Below are 21,605 nucleotides of genomic sequence, written 5' to 3'. Positions count from 1 at the left end.
GCTCTCAATCGGTCTCAGTCGAGCCGCAGCTTCGCTTCGGCGAAGGCATACAGCGGGCGCCACAGCAGGCGGTTGAACAGAGTAACGAACAGGGACATCACGGCGATGCCCAGGATGATCTTCGGAAAGTCGCCGGCGGCGGTGGTCTGCGCGATATACGCGCCGAGGCCGTGCGCCTCGATCTTGGTCGTGCCCCACTGCACCGCTTCCGACACGATGCTCGCGTTCCACGCGCCGCCCGACGCGGTGATCGCGCCGGTCACGTAGTACGGGAAGATGCCGGGCAGGATCGCCTGGCGCCACCACTGCCAGCCGCGGATCCGGAAGTTCGTCGCCGCTTCGCGATAGTCGTTCGGATAGGACGTCGCGCCGGCAATCACGTTGAACAGGATATACCACTGCGTGCCGAGCACGATCAGCGGCGACAGCCAGATGTCCGGGTTCAGGTGGAAGCGCGCGATCACGATCACGAACACCGGGAACAGCAGGTTCGCCGGGAACGCGGCGAGGAACTGCGCGAGCGGCTGCAGCTTCTCCGCGAGCCGCGGACGCAGCCCGATCAGCACGCCGATCGGCACCCAGATCACGGACGCGATCGTGATCAGCACGACCACGCGCAGCAGCGTGATGAGCCCGAGCACCAGCACGTGGCCGACGTCGGCCATCGTCACGCCGGTCGCGACGAAGCTGACGACGCGCCACACGATATAGGCCGTGCAGATCAGCACGAAACCCGACCACGCGATGTCGACCGTGCGCGACGCCTTCTTCTCGACTTTCGGCAGCGTGAAGCGCATCGCGCCCGACAGCGGCAGGCGCAGCGGAATCCGCGCGGCCTTCGCGAAGAACCAGCCGGCCGGCACCAGCAGCTGATGGATCAGGCGCGTGCGGCGCACGAGGTCGAGCAGCCACGATTGCGGCGCATCGCCCGACGCGGTGTTCTCCATCCGGAACTTGTCGGCCCACGCGATCAGCGGGCGGAACAGGAACTGGTCGTACGCGAGGATCACGACCGTCATCGTGAGGATGACCCAGCCGATCGCGCCGAAGTTCTTGTCCGAGATCGCCTGCGCGAGATACGCGCCGATGCCCGGCAGCGTGATCGTCTGGTTGCCGACGGTGATCGCCTCCGACGCGACGACGAAGAACCAGCCGCCCGACATCGACATCATCATGTTCCAGATCAGCCCGGGCATCGAGAACGGCACCTCGAGCTTCCAGAAGCGCTGCCACGACGTCAGGTGGAAGCCGCGCGACACTTCGTCGAGATCGCGCGGGACCGTGCGCAGCGACTGGTAGAAGCTGAACGTCATGTTCCACGCCTGGCTCGTGAAGATCGCGAAGATCGCCGCGAGCTCCGCGCCGAGCACCCGGCTCGGGAACAGCGCGAGGAAGAACGTGACCGTAAAGGAGATGAAGCCGAGCACCGGCACCGACTGCAGGATGTCGAGGATCGGGATCAGCACCATCCCCGCCCGGCGGCTTTTCGCGGCGAGCGTGCCGTAGATCAGCGTGAACGCGAGCGACGCGACCATCGCGGCGAGCATCCGCAGCGTCGTGCGCAGCGCGTATTCGGGCAGATTCGACGGATCGAGCGAGATCTTCTGGGTCTGAAGGGTCCCGATCGGCGCCATCGTTTCATGAAAGCCGACGACCGCCATCGCGATCAGGCAGATGATCAGCGGGAATGCGATGAAGTCCCACCGGTTCGGCAGAACGCGCCACGCGGACGCGTTGGCGGTCCGGTTCGGATTGAAGAATCCGACGTCCATCAGGCGCCCTCCCCGGTAAGGCCGAACGAAGCCGGCAGACGATGTTGATTCATGGCAAAGCGCACGGGCGCGGTAATTCGACGCGGTAATTCGATGGATTCACGATTTCACGCCGGCGCGACGCGCCGTGCGTGCAAGCTGCGCCCCGGCGCGGCGAGCGGCCGCGACGGCACGACACTACACCAACCTGTATTTCAGGTACAACCGTCCGGGGCCAGTGTGGCGCCGCGCGACGCGTGGGCGGTGCGTGGATCGTGCCCGGCGCGCGGGCGGACGGCGGGCGCGCGGGGCGGTGCAGCCCGGCCGCAGTCGTGCGGCCGGCGTGCAGGCCCCGAATTATGCCGTGATCCGGGCCGGCCGGGAACCCGCCAGCCGCACACGGGCGCAAACCATGCCGGACGTCATCGGACGATCGCGGCGAAGCAGGTATGATCGGGGCTAGCCCCCGGGGTGTGCCGACCCGCGGCCCCGGGGATTGACCGACCAGCTGGAGGAAGGGAATGGCAGGAAATTTGGTGATCGTCTGCCGCGATCAGGACGCCGAGGCGTTCTACGAGCTGATGCAGGAATACGGGTCGTTCCAGACCCGGCTGTCGTCGACGGCGTGGTACCTGAACATGAACGTCGTGCCCGAATCACTGCAGGAGGAAATCCTGGAGCGCCTCGGCCGCTATACGACCGTCTATATCTTCGAGGCCACGAGCGTGACCTACAACACCATCGACAGCAACGCCGCCGAGACGCTCGGCTCGCTGTTCGGCGAATGATGCCGCGCGGCGCCTGCCCGGCAGGCGCCGCTTCTCACGCAGCCTGTGCGTGAAGTTCGTCCTTCGGCACCGCGTCGAACGGGAACGTCATCGCCACGCGCAGGCCGCCGTCGGGACGGTTACCGATCTCGCACGTCCCGCCCTGCCTCAGCACGAGCCGTTCGACGATCGCGAGCCCCAGCCCGCTGTGGCCGTTCCCGCCGCGCGCGGGGTCGAGCCGCACGAACGGCCGCGTCGCGGCCGCCAGATCGCGCGGCGCAATCCCGCCGCCGCTGTCGCTGACCGACAGTACATACCCCGTCGGCGTGCGCGCCGTCTCGACCAGCACGGGCGGCGCGCCGTACGCATGTGCATTGTCCAGCAGGTTCGACAGGATCCGGTCGAGCGTCGCGGTCGGCAGGCGGAAGCCCGCGTCGGCCGTGAGACGCGTCTGGACCGGCGGCGCGTTCGGTGCGACCGCGCGATAGCTGCGCGCGATCCGCTCGCAGGTCTGGTCGACCGGCACGGGCTCGCTGCGGTCCGCGCCGCCGTGCGCGAACGCGAGGAACTGGTCGACGATGTGCGACATCGAGTCGACGTCGCGCACGACGCCGTCGCGCAGCCGCGCGTCGTCCATCATTTCGGCGCGCAGGCGCATCCGCGCGAGCGGCGTGCGCAGATCGTGCGCGACGCCGGCCAGCATCACCGCGCGGTCGCTGTCGGCCTGCGACACCTGTTCCACCATCTGGTTGAAGCCGCGCGTGAGCTGGCGCAGCTCGCGCGGGCCGCGCTCGCGCAGCGGCGGCACCGGCTGGCCGCGGCCGAAGCGCGCGACCGCGCGCGCCAGCGAGCGCAGCGGCTGCTGCAGCTGCCAGGCCGCGAACAGCGCGGCGATCACGCCGGCCGAGAAGATCGTGCCGAGCCACAGCAGCATCCGGTCGAGCGAGCGCGGCGGCCGCAGCGGCTGCACCGGCACCACGATCCAGTTAGGGTCGGTGGGCTCCTTGACCCACAGCACCGGCGGATGACCGGGCGCGCCGACCTCGACCTGGGTGCCGTGCGGCATCCGCTCGCTCACGTCGTCGCGAAAGCGCTTGAGCGGCGCCGGCAGGTTCGTGTCGGCCACCTTCGGCACGTCGGGACTGTCCGGCGCCACGAGCCGCACGCGCGACGGCAGCGGCTGATCGGGCGTGCGCTCGACGTGCTGGCGCACCGCGTCGACGAGGAACGCGGCCTCCTCGACCGCGTAGCGCGTCTGCATCTGGTTGCGCTCGATGCGCATCGCGAAGAACCACGCGAAGTGCGACAGGAGCAGCACGCCGATGACCAGCAGCGCGAGCCGCCCGAACAGTGAATCAATGGGCTTGCGCATGGGCCTCGCCGTCGGGCACGAACACGTAGCCGCGCCCGCGGACCGTCTGGATGAAGCGCGGCGCGGACGGATCCGTTTCCAGGATGCGGCGCAGGCGCCATACCTGGACGTCGATGCCGCGGTCGGTGCCGTCGTACTCGGGCCCGTGCAGCAGCTCGAGCAGCCGCTCGCGCGTGAGCGTGCGCAGCGCATGGTTCACGAAGATCTTCAGCAGCGCGAATTCGCTGCTCGACAGCGTCGCCGGCTTGCCGTCGACCGACAGCGTGCGCGCCTGGAAGTCGAGCACGAAGCGGCCGAACGCAAACGGCTCGCGCTGCTCGGGCGCCGCGGCCGACGGCGTCGCGCGGCGGCGGCGCAGCACGGCCTGCACGCGCGCGAGCAGTTCGCGCGGGTTGAACGGCTTGCCGAGATAGTCGTCCGCGCCGAGTTCGAGCCCGACGATGCGGTCGACGTCGTCCGCGCGCGCCGTCAGCATGATCACGGGGATGTCGTCGCCGGCCGCGCGCAACTGGCGCAGCGCGGTCAGGCCGTCCACGCCCGGCATCATCAGGTCCAGCACGATCAGGTCGGGCCGCTCGCGCTCGAGGCGCTTCTCGAGCGTCGCCGCGTCGTGCAGCACGGACACTTCCATCCCCTGGCGCACGAGATAGTCGCGCAGCAGGTCTCGGAGTTCTTGGTCGTCGTCGACGATGAGGATCTGGGTAGTCATGGCTGAAGTTTACCGCGCGAGTGCGGCATCGAAGAACGAAACAAAGGGACGAAAGGGTTACTGCGGGTTACGGCGCAAGGGAACTGTAATGCGCCGTAACCCGCCGGCCACCCCGCGTAACACCGGCCGGGACCCGCGCCGCTAACCTGCGTCTTACCGGATGCGGACACGAATCACCGCGACCCGCATCGCCGGACCCTTTGATACAAGGAGTTTCTGAAATGTATAAGAAGACTTCCCGCGTGGCCATCGCGGCCGCCACCGTGCTCGCTCTCGCATTCGGCACCGCGCATGCCGCGCAACCCAACGACATGCCGCCGCCGGGCGGCCCCGGCATGCACCAGATGCACGGCGGCCATGACGGCGGCCCGTTCGGCGTGGTCATGAAGCTGCACGACCAGTTGAAGCTCAACGCGTCGCAGGAACAGCAGTGGCAGACGGCCGTCAACACGATGAAGCAGAACCATGAAGCGATGCGCAAGAGCCACGAGCAGATGCGCGAGCAATTCAAGGCGCAGCAGAACCAGCCGATCCTCGACCTGAGCGCGATGCACGCCGCCCGCCAGCAGGCCGAGCAGCAGAATGCGCAACTGCGCGAGCAGAGCTCGGCCGCGTGGCTCGCGTTCTATAACGGGCTGAACGACCAGCAGAAGACCACCGTCAGCACGGCGCTCAAGCAGCAGTTCGCACGGATGGAGCAGCGCCACGAGACGATGAAGGAACGCTGGCAGCAGCACCGCGCGGCCAAGGGCGCGTCGGCGCCGGCGCAGTAAGCCGGCAGGCCGCCTCCCGGGCGGCACCGCGGGGGACGCGGGCGCTCAGCGCCCCGTCCCCCGTTTCATTTCAGGCGACGTCGAACAGCAGCACCTCGGCCGCCCGGCCGCGGGCGAACGCAACGGTGTCCACGCCGGCGATCCGCGCGCCGTCGCCCTCGGCCAGCGCGTGGCCGTTGACCTCCACATCGCCGCGCGCCACGTGCACGTAGGTGCTGCGCCCGGCCGGCACGCCGAAAACCGCCTCCTCGTCGCCATCGATCAGCCCCGCGAAGATCCGCGCGTCCGCACGGACCGACAATGCGCCGTCGTCGCCGTCGGGCGACGCGACGAGCCGCAGCCGGCCGCGCTTCTCGTCGTCGGCAAAACGCCGCTGCGCATAGGCGGGCCGTCCGCCCCGCTCGGCCGGCTGCAGCCAGATCTGCAGCAGATGCAGCGGCCGGTCGCACCACGCATTGGTTTCGCTGTGCATGAGTCCCGTGCCGGCGCTCATCTGCTGGATGCCGCCGGCGCGCACGATCGCGCCATTGCCGAGGCTGTCGCGATGCGCGAGCGCGCCGTCCAGCACATAGGTGACGATCTCGAGATCCCGGCGCGGCTGCATTCCGAAGCCGCGCGTGGGGGCGATCCGGTCCTCGCTCAGCAAGCGCAGCGCGCCGAACGGCGGATGCGTGGCCCCGGCGTGGCCGGCGAGCGGGAAGCTGCTGCTCGATTCAAGCCAGCCTTGACGCGTGTGGCAACGGTCGGCGGCGCGGCGGATCTGGAACATGGGGGTACTCCGGCAGGCGGCGATTCTTTTGCGGGTTTACCTGTACTGTAGGCGCGCCCCCATCCGGCCACAATCCGCCGCCCGCGCACCGCATCGTTGCGCTCACGAATCCAATGGGTGCAATACTCGTTGCAAATACCACGATTGTCGCAACAGCCGATTCGAAGAATCGATCGGTCGCGCCGGATTGCCGTTTTCCGGGTATCGCGTTCGGGTAAAATACCGCCCTTTTGGCGTTCGCCCGTCCGGCGAGCGCCGTTGCCAGCGCGCCGAAACACGAATTTTGGCCGTCTAGAATACGCCGCGGCGCCCGGCCCGACCGGCCGCGAGCGCCCCCCGGAAGTGAGCGACAAAAGGATGGAAATGAAGAAGGCCGCCCTGTGCGCCGCCCTCGCCCTCGTGGCGGGCAGCGCCTTCGCGAAGGAGTGGAAGACCGTTCGGATCGGTGTCGATGCCAGCTACCCGCCGTTCGAGTCGACCGCGCCGAGCGGCGAGATCGTCGGTTTCGACGTCGATCTCACCAAGGAAATCTGCAAGCGGATCAACGTGAAGTGCGTGTGGGTCGCGCAGGATCTCGACGGGATCATCCCCGCGCTGAAGGCGAAGAAGTACGACGTCATCGTGTCGTCGCTGACCGTCACGGACAAGCGCCGCGAGCAGATCGACTTCTCCGACAAGGTGTACGACGCACCGGCACGCATGATCGCGAAGGCCGGCTCGCCGCTGCTGCCGACGGTCGCGTCGCTCAAGGGCAAGCACGTCGGCGTCGAACAGGGCTCGACGCAGGAAACCTACGCGAAGGCGTACTGGGAACCGCAGGGCGTGACGGTCATTCCTTACCAGAACCAGGACCAGGTCTATGCCGATCTCGGCTCGGGCCGCCTCGACGCGACACTGCAGGATGAACTGCAGGCCGACTACGGCTTCCTGCGCACGCCGCGCGGCAAGGGCTTCGCGTTCGCCGGGCCGGAAGTGAAGGATCCGAAGACGATCGGCGACGGCACCGCGATCGGCCTGCGCAAGGAAGACACGGACCTGAAGCTCAGGATCAACAAGGCGCTGGCCGACATGCACAAGGACGGCACGTACGACCGGCTGTCGCACAAGTATTTCTCGTTCAGCGTCTACTCGGCTCGCTGAGCGCCGACAATGACGGGAAGCGGATGCGGGGGCGGCCCCGCGTCCGGCAGTACAGGCAGTCAACCACGCGCCGCCCGCCCCCTTGCCCGCCGCTCGCGCGACGGGCGGGCCCGGCACCGTTGCCGGGGCGGACGGTCATGATACGCACGGGGCGTTCCGCGCAGCTTGGCGGGCGCGTATTTCGCGGCGCACCGCATGCGCCCTCAGGGACCACACCAGGGACCACTCTATGTTTCTACAAGGTTACGGCCCGCTGATCCTCGCAGGCACCTGGCAAACCGTCAAACTGGCGGTGCTGTCGCTCGCGTTGTCGTTCCTGCTGGGCCTGCTCGGCGCGGGCGCGAAGCTGTCGCGCAACCGCGTGACGAACGGCATCGGCACCGTCTACACGACGCTGATCCGCGGCGTACCCGATCTCGTGCTGATGCTGCTGCTGTTCTACAGCCTGCAGATCTGGCTGAACTCCGCGACCGACGCGCTCGGCTGGGACCAGATCGACATCGACCCGTTCCTCGCCGGCGTGCTCGTGCTCGGGTTCATCTACGGCGCGTACTTCACCGAGACCTTCCGCGGCGCGTTCCTGTCGGTGCCGCGCGGCCAGCTCGAGGCCGGCAGCGCGTACGGGATGACCAGCTGGCAGGTGTTCGCGCGGATCATGTTCCCGCAGATGATGCGCTTCGCGCTGCCGGGCATCGGCAACAACTGGCAGGTGCTCGTGAAGTCGACCGCGCTGGTGTCGATCATCGGCCTCGCGGACGTCGTCAAGGCGTCGCAGGACGCCGGCAAGGGCACGCTGCGGTTCTTCTTCTTCACGCTGATCGCCGGTGCGGTCTACCTCGCCATCACGACGATCTCGAACTTCGTGCTGATGTGGCTCGAAAAGCGCTACTCGACCGGTGTCCGCAAGGCTGACCTATGATCGAACTCATCCAAGAATACTGGCGCAACTATCTCTATACCGACGGCTTCCGGATCACCGGCGTCGCGATCACGCTGTGGCTGCTCGTCGTGTCGATCGGCCTGGGCTTCTGCCTGTCGGTGCCGCTCGCGGTGGCCCGCGTGTCGAAGAGGAAGTGGCTGTCGGGCGCCGTGTGGCTCTACACGTACGTGTTCCGCGGCACGCCGCTCTACGTGCAGCTGCTGCTCTGCTACACCGGCCTCTACAGCCTGCAGTTCATACGCGGCACGCCGCTGCTCGATTCGTTCTTCCGCGACGGGATGCGCTGCACGCTGCTCGCGTTCACGCTGAACACCTGCGCGTATACCACCGAGATCTTCGCGGGCGCGATCAAGGCGACCTCGTACGGCGAGATCGAAGCCGCGCGCGCATACGGGATGTCCACCTTCACGATGTATCGCCGCGTGATCCTGCCGTCCGCGCTGCGCCGCGCGCTGCCGCTCTACAGCAACGAAGTGATCCTGATGCTGCACGCGACCACCGTCGCGTTCACCGCGACCGTGCCGGACATCCTGAAAATCGCCCGCGACGTGAACTCGGCGACCTACATGTCGTTCCATGCATTCGGCATCGCCGCGCTGCTCTATCTCGTGATCTCGTTCATGCTCGTGTGGCTGTTCCGCCAGGCCGAGCGTCGCTGGCTCGCGTATCTGCGCCCGCAAGGCAAGTAAGTTTTCGCAGGACTATATGAATTCCCAGACTCAGAAACTTTTCGTCGACGATCTGCACAAGCGGTACGGCGACAACGAGGTGCTCAAGGGCGTGTCGCTGAAGGCGAACTCGGGCGACGTGATCAGCGTGATCGGCTCGTCCGGTTCCGGCAAGAGCACGATGCTGCGCTGTATCAACTTCCTCGAACAACCGAACGCGGGCCGCATCGTCGTCGACGGCGAGGAAGTGCGCACCACCGCCGACAAGACGGGCGCGCTGCGCGCGGCCGATTCGAAGCAGCTGCAACGCGTGCGCACCAAGCTGTCGATGGTGTTCCAGCACTTCAATCTCTGGTCGCACATGAACGTGATCGAGAACGTGATGGAAGCGCCTGTCAACGTGCTCGGCATCCCGAAGAAGGAAGCCGAGGATCGCGCCCGCACGTATCTCGAGAAGGTCGGCCTCGCGCCGCGCGTCGAGAAGCAGTATCCGTCGCACCTGTCGGGCGGCCAGCAGCAGCGCGTCGCGATCGCGCGCGCACTCGCGATGCATCCGGACGTGATGCTGTTCGACGAGCCGACGTCGGCGCTCGACCCGGAACTCGTCGGCGAAGTGCTGAAGGTGATGCAGAAGCTCGCCGAGGAAGGCCGCACGATGATCGTCGTCACGCACGAGATGGGCTTCGCGCGCAACGTGTCGAATCACGTGATGTTCCTGCACCAGGGGCGCGTCGAGGAAGAAGGCGTGCCGTCCGAGGTGTTCGCGAATCCAAAGAGCGAACGCCTGCGCGGGTTCCTGTCGGGCAGCCTCAAGTAACGCGCACTGCGCGGTACGACACGCGAGCGGGCGCCGGGCGGCGCCCGCTTTGCGTTTACGCGGCGTCCACCGGCGCGCCGTCCGCGAACGCGCGCAGCGCATCGCCCGCGAGCCGGTAGCGCACCCATTCGCTCTGCGGCGCCGCGCCGACGCTTTCGTAGAAGCGGATCGCCGGCTCGTTCCAGTCGAGCACGCTCCATTCGAACCGCCCGCAGCCGGTATCCACGGCGATGCGCGCGAGCGCCTTCAGCAGCCGCAGCCCGGCGCCCGCGCCGCGAAAGCGCGGCGATACGTACAGATCCTCGAGATACAGCCCCTGGCGGCCGAGCCACGTCGAGTACGAGAAGAAATACACGGCGAAGCCGGCCGGCTCGCCGTCGACCTCGCAGATCAGCGCACGCGCGGGCGAGCCTTCGCCGAACAGGCTGCGCTCGAGCGACGCGGGCGTCGCGACCACTTCATGCTCCGCCTTCTCGTAGATGGCCAGCTCGGTGATGAAGCGCAGGATTTGCGGGACGTCGGCGACGGTGGCGCAACGAATGTCGATTTGCACGGCTGGAGCCCTCCTTCGGCCCGGACGGGAAACGGAATGCGGCGCGGCCCGCGCAACTATGCGTGGCGGCGGTCAGATCCCCATGCTACGTTCCCGTCTCAACTGCAGGAAGTGCAGTTTATTCATCCGGACATGAACATGATGCATCCCGATCTGCGCCGTCTCGATCTGAACCTGCTGCTCGCGTTCGACGCGCTGTACCGCCACCGGTCGGTGGCCGCGGCCGCGCACGAACTCGCGATGAGCCCGTCCGCGCTGAGTCACGCGCTCGCGCGGCTGCGCGACGCGATCGGCGACGCGCTGTTCGTGCGGCTCGGCAACGAGATGCAGCCGACCGTGCGCGCCGACGACATCGCCACCTGGGCCGGCGACGCGCTCGACACGATGTCGAAGGGGCTCGCCCGCGCGCGCCGCTTCGATCCCGCGCAAAGCGACCGCACGTTCGTGTTCGCCGCGAGCGACTACACGGCGTTCGCCGTGCTGCCGGCCTTGCTCGCGCGCATCGAGCGGGTCGCGCCGCGGCTGCGGATTCGCGTCGTCCATTCCGAGCGCAAGATTTCGATCGACGAGCTCGCGGCCGGCCGCATCGATTTCGCGCTCGGTTATCACGAGGAGTCGACCGCCGACTCGCCGGGCATCGAGGATTTCGACTGGTTCTCGGACGACTACGTGGTGATTGCGAGCGCCGCGCATCCGGACATCCGTCGGCGGCTGACGCTGGACCAGTATCTCGCGGCACGCCACGTGGTCGTCACGCCGTGGAACGAGTCGCGCGGCGTCATCGACTACGTGCTCGACCGGCTCGGCCTCGCGCGGCAGGTCGCCGTGCAGCTGCCGAGCGTGCTGGCCGCACCGTTCGCGATCGCGGAATCGACGCTGCTGATGACGGTGCCGAACCGCGCCGCGCAGGCGCTGCGCCACGCGGCGCCGATCCGCATCTTCCCCGCGCCGTTCGAGATCCCGCGCTACACGGTGAAGGTCTACTCGCACGCGAAGCACGCACGCACCGACGCGCACCGATGGATCCGCGCGCAATTGCTCGATGCGCGACCCGCGCAGGGTTGAGCCGGGCGCGCTTGTCCGCGGTCGATGGCCCCAGTGTCAGAGCCATTGCAGAGGCGGCCCGGCGCCGTTGGGCCATGCCGAATTTATTACGAAATACTTACCAATTTCGCCGCTCCGACGCTTACGCCCGCGCCTCTGCAACGTCAATAGTGGCAATCCTTGACCCCACACCGCCGAATCCGTGTCTTCCTTGCCGGACAAGGGTTTACGGCAACCGGCGCGCCTCCGCGCGACCGCCGCGCACTCTGTTGCATGGCAAATTGGCGACACGTGTTAGTCAAACAACGATTTCGGTCGCCACAAAATTGTATTTTTGCTAAATTAGTAACCAAAGTAGCAAAACGAAGTTCGTGAAATGTAGTTTAGCTTCACGACACAACAAGGAGACCCCGCAAGCCGACCCGGCCGCGCGGGACCGCTCAACGGTTTTTCCGTCCGCTTGCCCGCGTGCCGCGCTTACCGGCCTGCACGAGGTCTCCCTGGTTATCCCGCTTTTCGCTTTTGCCCGACGCTCGCCGCGCCGGGCATCTCGTGCAGTCTGGGTTGACTTTTTGACAGGGTATGGAGGAGATGATGAAGAAAGCTTTGGTCGCGGCCGCGCTGATGGCTGCTGGGGTGGTTACGGCGCACGCGCAGAGCAGCGTCACGCTGTACGGTCGCCTGGATGCCGGCCTTGAGTACCTGAACGGCCTGCAGAACGGCCACCAAGTGCGCGCGGAAAGCGGCGACTGGGGCACGAGCCTGTGGGGCTTGAAGGGTAGCGAGGACATCGGCGGCGGCAACAAGGTCCTGTTCCACCTCGAAGGCGCGTTCAACACGATGAACGGCGGGCTCGGCACGAGCGGCTCGATCTGGGATCGTTTCGCGACCGTCGGCATCTCCAACGACCGCTACGGTACGCTGCTGCTGGGTCGCGAACTCGCGATCGCGAACGGCGTGTGGGACTTCGATCCGCTGGGCCAGTCGAGCTGGTCGTCGGCATCGCTCGTGCGCGGCCGCAACTGGAACAAGACCAGCAACAACGTGTCGTACCAGTCGCCGCAGTTCTACGGCCTCGACTTCTACGGCCAGTTCGCGTTCTCGAACTCGACCAGCTTCAACGGCAACACGACGGCCGGTCAGCCGGGCCGTGCAGCCGGTGCGCAGGTCACGTACACCAACTCGCTGTTCCAGGTGCGCGGCATCTACGACGAAACGCGCGACAGCAACGGCCGCTTCTCCGACGTGTTCAACTACTCGCGTGAATACTTCGCGGGCCTGAACGTGTTCCTCGGCCAGTTCAAGCTGCAAGCGGCTTATCAGTCGTCGCACGCGGACGGCAGCGGCGGCCCGGCCGTCAACAACGGCATCACCGGCACCCAGCAGGTCTGGGGCGGCGTGACGTGGCAGGCCACGCCGGCGGCCGCGCTGATCGCAGCCGTGTACCACGTGAATGCGAACCACGGCGGCGGCAACGCGAACATCTACACGGTCGGCGGCTCGTACAACATCTCGAAGCGCACGCTGTTCGACGTGCAGGTCGCGACGGTGCGCAACAGCTCGACGGCCAACTTCGGCCTGAACGCGAACGGTGCGGGCACCGCGGTATCGACGGGCAACCCGCATCCGGGCGGCAGCCAGACCGGCGTCTACGCCGGCATCCAGCACCTGTTCTGATCAGGCGCCGTCCAGAGAACGATTCGACAACACTTTCCACGCTGCTGCGAGAGGCGCGTATCGGTGCGGTACCCACCCGGGTATCGCACCGTTTTTTATTGGCGGGCCGGGATCGTGCGATCCGCGGGCCGATCGACCTGATTGGCCGAATGCAGCGCTCAGACCGCCGCTTCGTTCTCTTCGCCGGTGCGGATGCGGATCACGCGCTCGACGTCCGACACGAAGATCTTGCCGTCGCCGATCTTGCCCGTGCGCGCCGCGCCGATCACCGCGTCGATCACCTGGTCGACCTGCGCTTCCGCGACGACCACCTCGATCTTCATCTTCGGCAGGAAGTCGACGACGTATTCGGCACCGCGATACAGCTCGGTGTGACCCTTCTGGCGGCCGAAGCCCTTCACTTCCGTCACGGTCAGCCCCGTGAGGCCGACTTCGGCGAGCGCTTCGCGGACTTCGTCCAGCTTGAACGGCTTGATGATGGCGGTGATGCGTTTCATGATGGTTGTCCCTCAATGCTCGTTTGGATGCACAATCGCGATCCCGATTGTAAGCCGGCCGGCCGCGTACGGCCCAGCACCGCTCAGTCGAGACGTTCGGTAAAGCGTGACGTGATCGGATAGCGCCAGTCGCGCCCGAACGCGCGATGCGTGACGCGAATGCCGATCGGCGCCTGGCGGCGCTTGTATTCGTTGATCTTGATGAGCCGCGTCACGCGTGCGACGTCGGCCTCCGCATAACCGGCCGCGACGATCTCCGCGAGCGGACGGTCTTCCTCCATGTACATCCGCATGATCGCGTCGAGCACGTCGTACGGCGGCAGGCTGTCCTGGTCCGTCTGGTTCTCGCGCAGCTCGGCCGACGGCGCGCGCGTGAGGATCCGCTCGGGGATCACGTCGCGCTGCCCGTAGTCGGCGGTCGCGTTGCGATAGCGGCACAGCCGGTAGACCAGCGTTTTCGCGATGTCCTTGATCACCGCGAAGCCGCCGGCCATGTCGCCGTACAGCGTGCAGTAGCCGACCGCCATCTCGCTCTTGTTGCCGGTCGTCAGCACGATCGAGCCGAACTTGTTCGACAGCGCCATCAGCAGCGTGCCGCGGATGCGCGCCTGGATGTTCTCTTCCGTCGCATCCTCCGCGCGGCCCGCGAATTCGTCCGCGAGCGCCGCCCGGAACGCGTCGAACATCGGCGCGATCGCGATCTCGTCGTAGCGCACGCCCACGCGCCGCGCCATCTCCGCCGCGTCGGTGGTCGAGATGTCGGCCGTGTAGCGCGACGGCATCATCACCGCGCGCACGCGCTCGGGGCCGAGCGCGTCGCATGCGACCGCGAGCACCAGCGCGGAATCGACGCCGCCCGACAGCCCGATCAGCACGCCGGGAAAGCCGTTCTTGCCGATGTAGTCGCGCACGCCGGTCACGAGCGCGCGATAGACCTGCGCGTCGACCGGCAGCGCGGGGGCGATCGCGCCGGGCAGCGGGCGCGCGCCGTCGAATTCGACGATCGCGTGCCCTTCGTCGAACTGCGGCATCTTCGCGACGAGCGCGCCCTGCGCGTCGAGCACGAACGAGCCGCCGTCGAACACGAGCTCGTCCTGGCCGCCGACGAGGTTCACGTACACCATCGGCAGCCCGGTCTCGCGAATGCGCGCGCGCAGGATGTCGATGCGCAGCGCGTCCTTGTTCATGTGGTACGGCGAACCGTTCGGGATCAGCAGCACCTGCGCGCCGGCGGCCTTCGCGATCTGCGCGGCCGACGCATGCCATGCGTCCTCGCAGATGATCACGCCGAACTTGACGCCGTTCAGCTCGAACACGAGCGGCTCGGCGTCGGTCGCGAAATAGCGCTTCTCGTCGAACACGTCGGCGTTCGGCAGATCCTGCTTGCGGTAGGTGCCGGCGATCTCGCCGCCGACGATCAGCGACACCGCGTTGTAGGTGTCGGCCGGCGGCACGCCGCGCTCGATCGGGCGGTTTGCATTACCATCGACGGCTGGCGCGCGTGCATCGTCGCCCGGGTCGCTGCCCGCACCGCTGCCCGGTAGTCCGCGCAACGGATGACCGACCAGCACCGCGAGCCCGTCGAACGGACGCAGCGCGTCGGCGAGCGTATCGAGCGCGGCAGCGGCCGCCGCGTAGAACGCGGGCCGCAGCAGCAGGTCTTCCGGCGGATAGCCGGACAGCGCGAGTTCGGGTGCGACCATCAGCTGCGCACCATCGTTGTGCGCGGCGCGGGCGGCCGCGACGATCCGCGCGACGTTGCCGGCGAAATCGCCGACGGTGACGTTGATCTGGGCGAGAGCGAGTCGGGTCTTCATGACGGGATCGGCGCAGCCCGGCGGCGCGCCCTGAACGGCTGACGAAAACGTCCCGGACGCGGGCCATGGCGGCACGCATCCGGCGGCATCCAACAGTACGGATTCACGCTTGAAACACGAACGCATCGATTATCGCACGGGCATCCTGTCGTCCCCCGCGGAAGTGCCGGCCGACGAATGGAATGCGCTGCTCGAACGCGACGCGCAGCCGACGCCGTTCCTGCGCCACGAATTCCTCGACGCGCTGCACGTCGCGCGCTGCGCGGTCGACGACACCGGCTGGTCGCCGCACTTCGTCACGCTGACCGATCCACGCACGGGGCGGCTGGCGGCCGCCGCGCCCGTCTACGCGAAGCAGCATTCGTACGGCGAATACGTGTTCGACTGGGCATGGGCCGACGCATACCAGCGCAACGGCCTGTCCTATTACCCGAAGCTGCTGTGCGCGGTGCCGTTCACGCCCGTGCAAGGCACGCGCCTGCTCGCGGCCGACGACGACGCACGCCGCCGGCTCGCGGCCACGCTGCTCGCGTTCGCCGAGCAGAGCGACGTGTCGTCGCTGCACGTGCTGTTCCCGACCGGCGACGAAGCGCGGCTGCTCGAATCGCTGGGGATGATGCTGCGCGAAGGCGTGCAGTTCCACTGGCTCAACGACGGCTACCGCGACTTCGACGACTTCCTCGGCACGCTCGAGCAGAAGAAGCGCAAGAACATCCGCGCCGAACGGCGCAAGGTGCACGATGCCGGCGTCACGTTCCGGCGGCTCACCGGCGACCGGATCACCGATGCCGACTGGCGCTTCTTCTCGCGCTGCTACCGGCAGACCTACCGCGAACACTACTCGAGCCCGTACCTGAATCTCGACTTCTTCCGCGCGATCGGCGCGACGATGCCGGAGAACCTGCTGCTCGTGATCGCCGAAGCCGACGGCCGGCCGATCGCGAGCTCGCTCGCCGTCTACCGGCGCGGCGCGAACGGCGGCGGCACGCTGTACGGCCGCTACTGGGGCGCGCTCGAGCACGTGCCCTGCCTGCATTTCGAAACGGCGTACTACCAGCTGCTCGAATTCTGCATCGAGGCCAGGCTCGACACGTTCGAGGGCGGCGCGCAGGGCGAGCACAAGCTCGCGCGCGGCTTCCTGCCGACCGTCACGCATTCCGCGCACTGGCTCGCGCATCCGGCGTTCTCCGATGCGGTCGCGCATTTTCTCGCACGCGAGACCGAGCATATCCACGCGTACGTCGACGAACTTCGCGAACACGATCCGTTCCGGCACCGCACCGGCTAGCGTCACCCGGCATACCGGCATGCGGCGACGCCGCGCATGGCCTCGCCGCATGCCGCACGACCGCGGCCGGCTCAGTGCGCGGCGAGCGTCACCGTCTGCGACAGCGCCTGCGGGTCACGCGACGACGCGGCCGCCGACAGCCCGTAGCTGCCCGCGCCGATCCGCCATGCGTGCGCATTCGCATCCCACACCGCGAAGCGCTGCGCCGGCACCGCGACACTGACCGTGCGCGCCTCGCCCGGCTGCAGCGCGACCCGGGTCCAGCCGACGAGCCGCTTCGGCGGCTCGCCGAGCGACGCGGGCAGCGCTGCATAGATTTGCACCGTGTGCGTACCGGCACGCGTGCCCGTGTTCGTCACCGTCACGCCGACCGTCACGTTGCCCGCTGCATCCGCCCGCGCCGACATCGCCGACAACGCATACGTCGTGTACGACAGCCCGTAGCCGAACGGAAACAGCGGCTCGATCGCCTTCGCGTCGAACCAGCGATAGCCGTACGCGAGCCCTTCCGCATAGACGTTCTGCGTATTCGACGGGTCGATCGTCGGCTGCGGCAGATCGGCCTCCTGCTTCGGAAACGTCAACGGCAGCCGGCCCGACGGATTCGCGTCGCCGAACAGCAGGTCGGCGATCGCCTGGCCGCCCTGCGCGCCCGGGTACCATGCGTCGAGCACGCCGTGCACGTTGGCAAGCCACGGCATCAGCACGGGGCTGCCGTTCTCGAGCACGACGATCACACGCTTCGCCTTCGCGGCGACCGCGGCGATCAGCGCGTTCTGGTCGTATTGCTGGTTGTACGGGTCGGCCTTCGCATCGGGCAGCGACAGGCTCGCGAGGTCGAGGCCTTCGGTCTGCCACTGCGTGGCGAACACGATCGCGACATCGGCCTGCGCGGCCGCGGTGGCCGCCGCATTCGCGTCGGTCCCGTCGAGATAGCTGACCGACGCGTTCGGCGCCTTCGCGCGGATCGCCGCGAGCGGCGCGGACTTGTACCAGGTCGCGCACCCGCCGAACAGCATGTCGGCCGGTTGCTGACAGGACGTCACCGCGTTGCCGTCGATCGCCGGCACCGCACCCGAGCCGCCGCCCGACAGCACGCCCGCATTCGCGTGCCCGCCGATCACGACGACCGACTTGAGCGTGCCGGCGGCCAGCGGCAGCACCGACTGCGTGTCGCCCGGCGCGGCCGCGTTCTTCAGCAGCACCGCCGCTTGCCGGGCGATCGCGAGCGCGTCGGCATTGCCGGCGGCTTCGTCGATCGCGCCGCCCGGCTTCGGCGGCGCGTCCATCACGCCGATGCGGATCAGCGTGCGCAGCTTGCGCTGCACCATGTCGTTCAGCCGCGCGGCCGACACGCTGCCGGCCTGCAGCGCCGCGCGCAGCTTCGAATTGAAGTACGAGCCGAGCGGCGCGTTGCCGTCGTCGGCCGCGCCGGGCTGTTCCTCGTCGAGCCCGGCCTGCACGGCCGCGACCGTCGAATGCGTCGCGCCCCAGTCCGACTGCACGACGCCCTTGAAGCCCCACTCGTTCTTCAGCACGATCGTCAGCAGATACGGGTTCTCGCACGCATACACGCCGTTCAGCTTGTTGTACGAGCACATCACGTTGCCCGGCTGGCCGTCCTTCACGCCGATCTCGAACGCGAGCAGTTCGGCCTCGCGCATGGTCCGCTCGTCGACGACCGAATCGACCGTCATCCGGTTGGTTTCCTGGTCGTTGAACGCGAAATGCTTGATCGTCGCGATCACCTTCTGCGCCTGCGTGGCCTGCGTGCGCGCGGCGCTCAGCGTGCCCGCGAGCACCGGATCCTCGCCCATGTATTCGAAGGTGCGGCCGTTGCGCGGCTCGCGCGCGAGGTTCACGCCGCCGCCGAGCCCTTCCGCGAACCCGAGCGCGCGCAATTCGAGCGCGATGCGCGTGCCGTAGGTGCCCGCGAGCGCCGGATCCCAGGTCGCCGCGAGCGCGACCGGCGCGGGCAGCGCGGTCACGCGCGCATTCTTCACGTTCACGCCGCCCGCCGAATCGGCGCTGCTGAGCGCCGGAATGCCGAGCCGCGGCACGCCCGGGATGTAGCTTGCGCCGTTCAACGCGTCGGCCGGAAACGGGCCGCCGAAGTTGAGCGCGGGCATGCCGGTCCCGTGCACGAGCTGCAGTTTCTCGTCGGTCGTCAGTTGCGCGACGAGTGCGGCCGCGCGCTGGTCGGCCGCCGCCTCGGGGTCGGCCGGCGCATGGACGTCGTCGCCGCCGCATGACGCGAGCAGCATCGTGAGCGCACATGCGGACGCAATCGTCGAACACCGGAACAGCGAAATTTTCATTGATCCTCCAGAATCGATCTGTTGTACTGGTCGCCAAACTCCAGCGTCGAGTCTAAAAATCGACCGGTCACCACGCTTGACCGGCAGGAGCATGCGTTGACCTCTCGCAGCGGGGACAAACCCGAACGGCATGACGACAGGGGGCAGACATGGAGTTGAGACAGAAATCGGTATCCGTGCGGATCTACCGCTGGCTGTGCGAGGACGCGCGCACAAACGGCATCGATCCCGCCGCGCTTTACGAGACGCTCGGCATCGGGCCGGCCGAGCTCGCCGACGACACGCGCCGCATCGCCGGCGACCGGCACGTGGCCGCGATGCAGCTGACGAGCGGCTGGCCGCTGTCGTGGCATCGCCCGCCACCGCAGGTCGTGCCTTGGCTCGTGCCGTTTCCCGAGCTCGCGGGCATCACGTGCAACGCGGCGACGCTGCGCGGCGCGCTGCACGGCTACCTGCGCTATCGCGAGCTGATCGGCAACGTCGACTGGGTCTTCGCACACGAGAGAGGCGACGCGATCGCGCTCGAGTACGTGAACGAAGGAGACGGCCGGCACGCGGGCAGCGCGTTCGCCAATCTCGCGATCCTCGCGGCGCTTGCGCGCCTGTACGATCCGCACGTGCGCATCGGCGACGCCGAATTCGCCGGCCGCGCGTTCGCGCCCGTTGCCGCGCTGCGCGACATGCTCGGCGCACCGGTGGCATTCGAGGCCGCGCACAACCGCATCGTGCTGCGCTCCGCGCACTTCGACACGCCGTTCGAGCGCTACAACGCGCCGCTCGCCGGCATCCAGCGTCATGCGGCCGACGCCGCGCGCGAGCGCGTGCGCGCATGCTCAACGTTCGGCGCGTCGGTCGAACAATGCGTGCGCGACTGGCTGCGTACCTCCGACGATACCGACGTGCCGACCGATACGCTGATGCAGCACGTGTGCACGCGCTTCGCGATGTCGCGCTGGACGCTGCGCCGGCGGCTCAATCGCGAAGCGGTCGGTTTCCATGCGCTCGTCGCGCAGGCGCGGCTCGGCGAGGCGCGCGACCTGCTGCTCAATACGCAGTTGCCGATCGGCGAGATCGGCGTGCGCGTCGGCTTCCGTTCGACGAGCGCATTCACGCGCTTCTTCACGCGCGAACTCGGCGCGGCGCCGAGCCGCTTTCGCGACGGGCACGGCGACCGGTGGCGTTGACGCACGCTTTTTCTGAGACACTGGCGGCTTCGCATCCCGCCGCCCTGCCATGTCCTGGTTTCTGTATCTGATCGAATGCGCGGACGACAGCGTCTACACGGGCATCACGACCGATGTCGCCGCGCGCTTCGACGAACACGCGTCCGGCAAGGGCGCGCGCTATACACGCTCGCGCAAGCCGCGCGCGGTGCTCGCGGCGTTTCCGCTGCCCGACCGGTCCAGCGCGTCGCGCGCCGAATACTGGGTGAAGCGGCTCACGCCCGCGAAAAAGCGCGAGTTGGCGGCCGGCTTGCGCACGCTCGAATCGGTGTTGCCGGCGGTGGTTGCGCTCGACGGGCGCAACGATGCGGCCGGGCCGAAGGCGATGGCGCGCGGGCCGAAGAAGGGGCGCGCGGAAGACCTCGACGATGCGGCGAACGCGGCTGATACCGAACCGGTTGCCGGGAAAAAGGCGAAGGCGGGGAAAGTCGCCGGGCCTGCAGCGGCCGCGAAGACGGTGAAGGCGGTGAAGACGCTGGATACGGCGAAGCCTGCGAAAGGCAAGCAAGCGTCGAAGTCGACGCAATCGAATCGGGCCGCACCGGACGCGAAACGGGCGAAAGCCGACGGCGACGCCGCCGCAAAAAAGACGCCGTTGCGTGGTACGCCGGTAAAGAAGGCCGGCCCGCCTTCAGCCGCGTCGCCAAAAAGGAAGGCATCGGCCGCCGTCGGCAAACCGGCAGCGAACGCACGCGAAGACGCCGCTTCCCCACCGACGCGGCGCCGTCCGACCACGCCCGCCGAAGCGACCGAAGCGACCCAGGCGGCCACGTCACCCGCTGCCCCGCCCCGCGCGAAACGCACGAAGCAGGCACCGGCCACCCCACGCCCGCAGGCGTCCGCGCCCGCCCGCCGGAAAACCGTGCGCACAAAACAAAACCGCGCGGCCTCCTGAGGAGACACGCGCGGTTTGCGTTCCGAACGAACCGGCGCGAAGCCGGCCAACGGGCTTACTTCTTGTAGTTCGCGGCGCCGTCGGTGATTTCCTTGTGCGCGGCGTCGATGCCGGCCCAGCCTTCGACCTTCACCCACTTGCCCTTCTCGAGCGCCTTGTACTGCTCGAAGAAGTGCTTGATCTGGTCCTTCAGGTATTCGGGCACGTCGTCGATCGACTTCAGGTTCGCCGTCATCGGGCAGACCTTGTCGTGCGGCACGGCGACCAGCTTCGCGTCGACGCCCGACTCGTCGGTCATCTGCAGCATGCCGAGCACGCGCGAACGCACGATCGAGCCGGCCAGCAGCGGGAACGGCGTGATCACCAGCACGTCGACCGGATCGCCGTCGCCCGACAGCGTCTGCGGGATGTAGCCGTAGTTCACCGGGTAACGCATGCCGGTACCGATGAAGCGGTCGACGACGAGGAGACCCAGTTCCTTGTCCGCCTCGTACTTCACCGGATCGCTTTGCGCGGGGATCTCGATGATCACGTTGAAATCGTGCGGCAGGTCCTTGCCGGCCGGAACATGATTAAAGCTCATAGCG

20 protein-coding genes are annotated in these 21,605 nt (G+C 67.8%); 11 read left to right on the top strand and 9 right to left on the bottom strand.

The window, feature by feature from the left end:
• Positions 1-14: 14 nt before the first annotated feature.
• Entirely contained in the window at positions 15-1,772 is a 1,758-nt protein-coding gene (locus tag ABIC50_RS21755) for an ABC transporter permease (RefSeq protein WP_011657618.1), read from the bottom strand.
• Positions 1,773-2,272: 500 nt separating this feature from the next.
• Here ABIC50_RS21755 and ABIC50_RS21750 point away from each other — a divergent pair, with 500 nt between their 5' ends.
• Entirely contained in the window at positions 2,273-2,539 is a 267-nt protein-coding gene (locus ABIC50_RS21750; protein WP_011657619.1) for a double-stranded DNA-specific endonuclease, read from the top strand.
• Between the two features lie 34 nt (positions 2,540-2,573).
• Here the strand turns inward: ABIC50_RS21750 and ABIC50_RS21745 are convergent, their stop codons facing one another.
• The gene (locus ABIC50_RS21745; RefSeq protein WP_354166765.1) at positions 2,574-3,890 is read right to left on the bottom strand and encodes an ATP-binding protein; all 1,317 of its coding nucleotides are present in this window, start codon (positions 3,888-3,890) and stop codon (positions 2,574-2,576) included.
• Positions 3,874-4,599, bottom strand: coding sequence for a response regulator (locus ABIC50_RS21740; protein ID WP_012364426.1), 726 nt, complete (start codon positions 4,597-4,599; stop codon positions 3,874-3,876). The genes ABIC50_RS21745 and ABIC50_RS21740 overlap by 17 nt, the downstream gene beginning before the upstream one ends.
• A 221-nt stretch (positions 4,600-4,820) precedes the next feature.
• On the opposite strand from ABIC50_RS21740, the gene ABIC50_RS21735 reads away from it, so the two are divergent.
• Positions 4,821-5,372 (top strand): Spy/CpxP family protein refolding chaperone, encoded by a 552-nt coding sequence (locus ABIC50_RS21735; RefSeq protein WP_354166762.1) that lies wholly within the window; start codon positions 4,821-4,823, stop codon positions 5,370-5,372.
• Positions 5,373-5,442: 70 nt separating this feature from the next.
• On the opposite strand, the gene ABIC50_RS21730 is transcribed toward ABIC50_RS21735, so the two are convergent.
• A complete protein-coding gene (locus tag ABIC50_RS21730) occupies positions 5,443-6,141 on the bottom strand; it encodes a pirin family protein (RefSeq protein WP_354166760.1) in 699 nt (232 codons plus the stop codon).
• Positions 6,142-6,504: 363 nt separating this feature from the next.
• Between ABIC50_RS21730 and ABIC50_RS21725 the strand changes: the two genes are divergently transcribed.
• The 4 genes from ABIC50_RS21725 to ABIC50_RS21710 all read left to right on the top strand — a co-directional run bounded on the left by ABIC50_RS21725 (position 6,505) and on the right by ABIC50_RS21710 (position 9,706).
• A complete protein-coding gene (locus tag ABIC50_RS21725; RefSeq protein ID WP_006755689.1) occupies positions 6,505-7,281 on the top strand; it encodes an ABC transporter substrate-binding protein in 777 nt (258 codons plus the stop codon).
• 229 nt (positions 7,282-7,510) lie between these two features.
• Entirely contained in the window at positions 7,511-8,200 is a 690-nt protein-coding gene (locus tag ABIC50_RS21720; RefSeq protein ID WP_006755688.1) for an ABC transporter permease, read from the top strand.
• Complete coding sequence (locus ABIC50_RS21715) at positions 8,197-8,910, top strand: ABC transporter permease (protein WP_011657623.1); 714 nt, start codon at positions 8,197-8,199, stop codon at positions 8,908-8,910. Before ABIC50_RS21720 ends, ABIC50_RS21715 begins: the two co-directional genes overlap by 4 nt.
• Before the next feature lie 16 nt (positions 8,911-8,926).
• Entirely contained in the window at positions 8,927-9,706 is a 780-nt protein-coding gene (locus ABIC50_RS21710; protein ID WP_011657624.1) for an ABC transporter ATP-binding protein, read from the top strand.
• Between the two features lie 55 nt (positions 9,707-9,761).
• Here the strand turns inward: ABIC50_RS21710 and ABIC50_RS21705 are convergent, their stop codons facing one another.
• Positions 9,762-10,259 (bottom strand): GNAT family N-acetyltransferase, encoded by a 498-nt coding sequence (locus ABIC50_RS21705; protein WP_175669685.1) that lies wholly within the window; start codon positions 10,257-10,259, stop codon positions 9,762-9,764.
• 138 nt (positions 10,260-10,397) lie between these two features.
• Here ABIC50_RS21705 and ABIC50_RS21700 point away from each other — a divergent pair, with 138 nt between their 5' ends.
• Together ABIC50_RS21700 and ABIC50_RS21695 are read left to right on the top strand one after the other, a co-directional pair.
• Positions 10,398-11,324: a LysR family transcriptional regulator gene (locus tag ABIC50_RS21700; RefSeq protein ID WP_354166758.1), complete on the top strand. Its 927-nt coding sequence runs from the start codon at positions 10,398-10,400 to the stop codon at positions 11,322-11,324.
• A gap of 570 nt (positions 11,325-11,894) precedes the next feature.
• Positions 11,895-12,980, top strand: a complete 1,086-nt coding sequence (locus ABIC50_RS21695; RefSeq protein ID WP_175660240.1) for a porin — start codon at positions 11,895-11,897, stop codon at positions 12,978-12,980.
• A gap of 158 nt (positions 12,981-13,138) precedes the next feature.
• Here the strand turns inward: ABIC50_RS21695 and ABIC50_RS21690 are convergent, their stop codons facing one another.
• Entirely contained in the window at positions 13,139-13,477 is a 339-nt protein-coding gene (locus ABIC50_RS21690; protein WP_006398637.1) for a P-II family nitrogen regulator, read from the bottom strand.
• An 83-nt stretch (positions 13,478-13,560) separates the two neighbouring features.
• Entirely contained in the window at positions 13,561-15,294 is a 1,734-nt protein-coding gene (locus ABIC50_RS21685) for an NAD+ synthase (RefSeq protein WP_354166756.1), read from the bottom strand.
• 109 nt (positions 15,295-15,403) lie between these two features.
• Between ABIC50_RS21685 and ABIC50_RS21680 the strand changes: the two genes are divergently transcribed.
• Positions 15,404-16,582, top strand: a complete 1,179-nt coding sequence (locus ABIC50_RS21680; RefSeq protein WP_354166753.1) for a GNAT family N-acetyltransferase — start codon at positions 15,404-15,406, stop codon at positions 16,580-16,582.
• A 71-nt stretch (positions 16,583-16,653) separates the two neighbouring features.
• Here the strand turns inward: ABIC50_RS21680 and ABIC50_RS21675 are convergent, their stop codons facing one another.
• Complete coding sequence (locus ABIC50_RS21675) at positions 16,654-18,900, bottom strand: glycoside hydrolase family 3 C-terminal domain-containing protein (RefSeq protein WP_354166751.1); 2,247 nt, start codon at positions 18,898-18,900, stop codon at positions 16,654-16,656.
• 149 nt (positions 18,901-19,049) lie between these two features.
• On the opposite strand from ABIC50_RS21675, the gene ABIC50_RS21670 reads away from it, so the two are divergent.
• The gene (locus ABIC50_RS21670; protein WP_354166749.1) at positions 19,050-20,084 is read left to right on the top strand and encodes a helix-turn-helix transcriptional regulator; all 1,035 of its coding nucleotides are present in this window, start codon (positions 19,050-19,052) and stop codon (positions 20,082-20,084) included.
• Positions 20,085-20,133: 49 nt separating this feature from the next.
• On the top strand, positions 20,134-21,018 hold the full coding sequence (locus tag ABIC50_RS21665; protein WP_354166746.1) for a GIY-YIG nuclease family protein: 885 nt from the start codon (positions 20,134-20,136) through the stop codon (positions 21,016-21,018).
• A 55-nt stretch (positions 21,019-21,073) separates the two neighbouring features.
• On the opposite strand, the gene ppa is transcribed toward ABIC50_RS21665, so the two are convergent.
• Positions 21,074-21,601 (bottom strand): inorganic diphosphatase, encoded by a 528-nt coding sequence (gene ppa / locus ABIC50_RS21660; RefSeq protein ID WP_006753432.1) that lies wholly within the window; start codon positions 21,599-21,601, stop codon positions 21,074-21,076.
• Positions 21,602-21,605: the final 4 nt, after the last annotated feature.

Source organism: Burkholderia sp. 567, assembly GCF_040545115.1.
Taxonomy (GTDB): Bacteria; Pseudomonadota; Gammaproteobacteria; order Burkholderiales; family Burkholderiaceae; genus Burkholderia; species Burkholderia ambifaria.
This window is presented reverse-complemented; position numbering and strand designations above follow the sequence as displayed.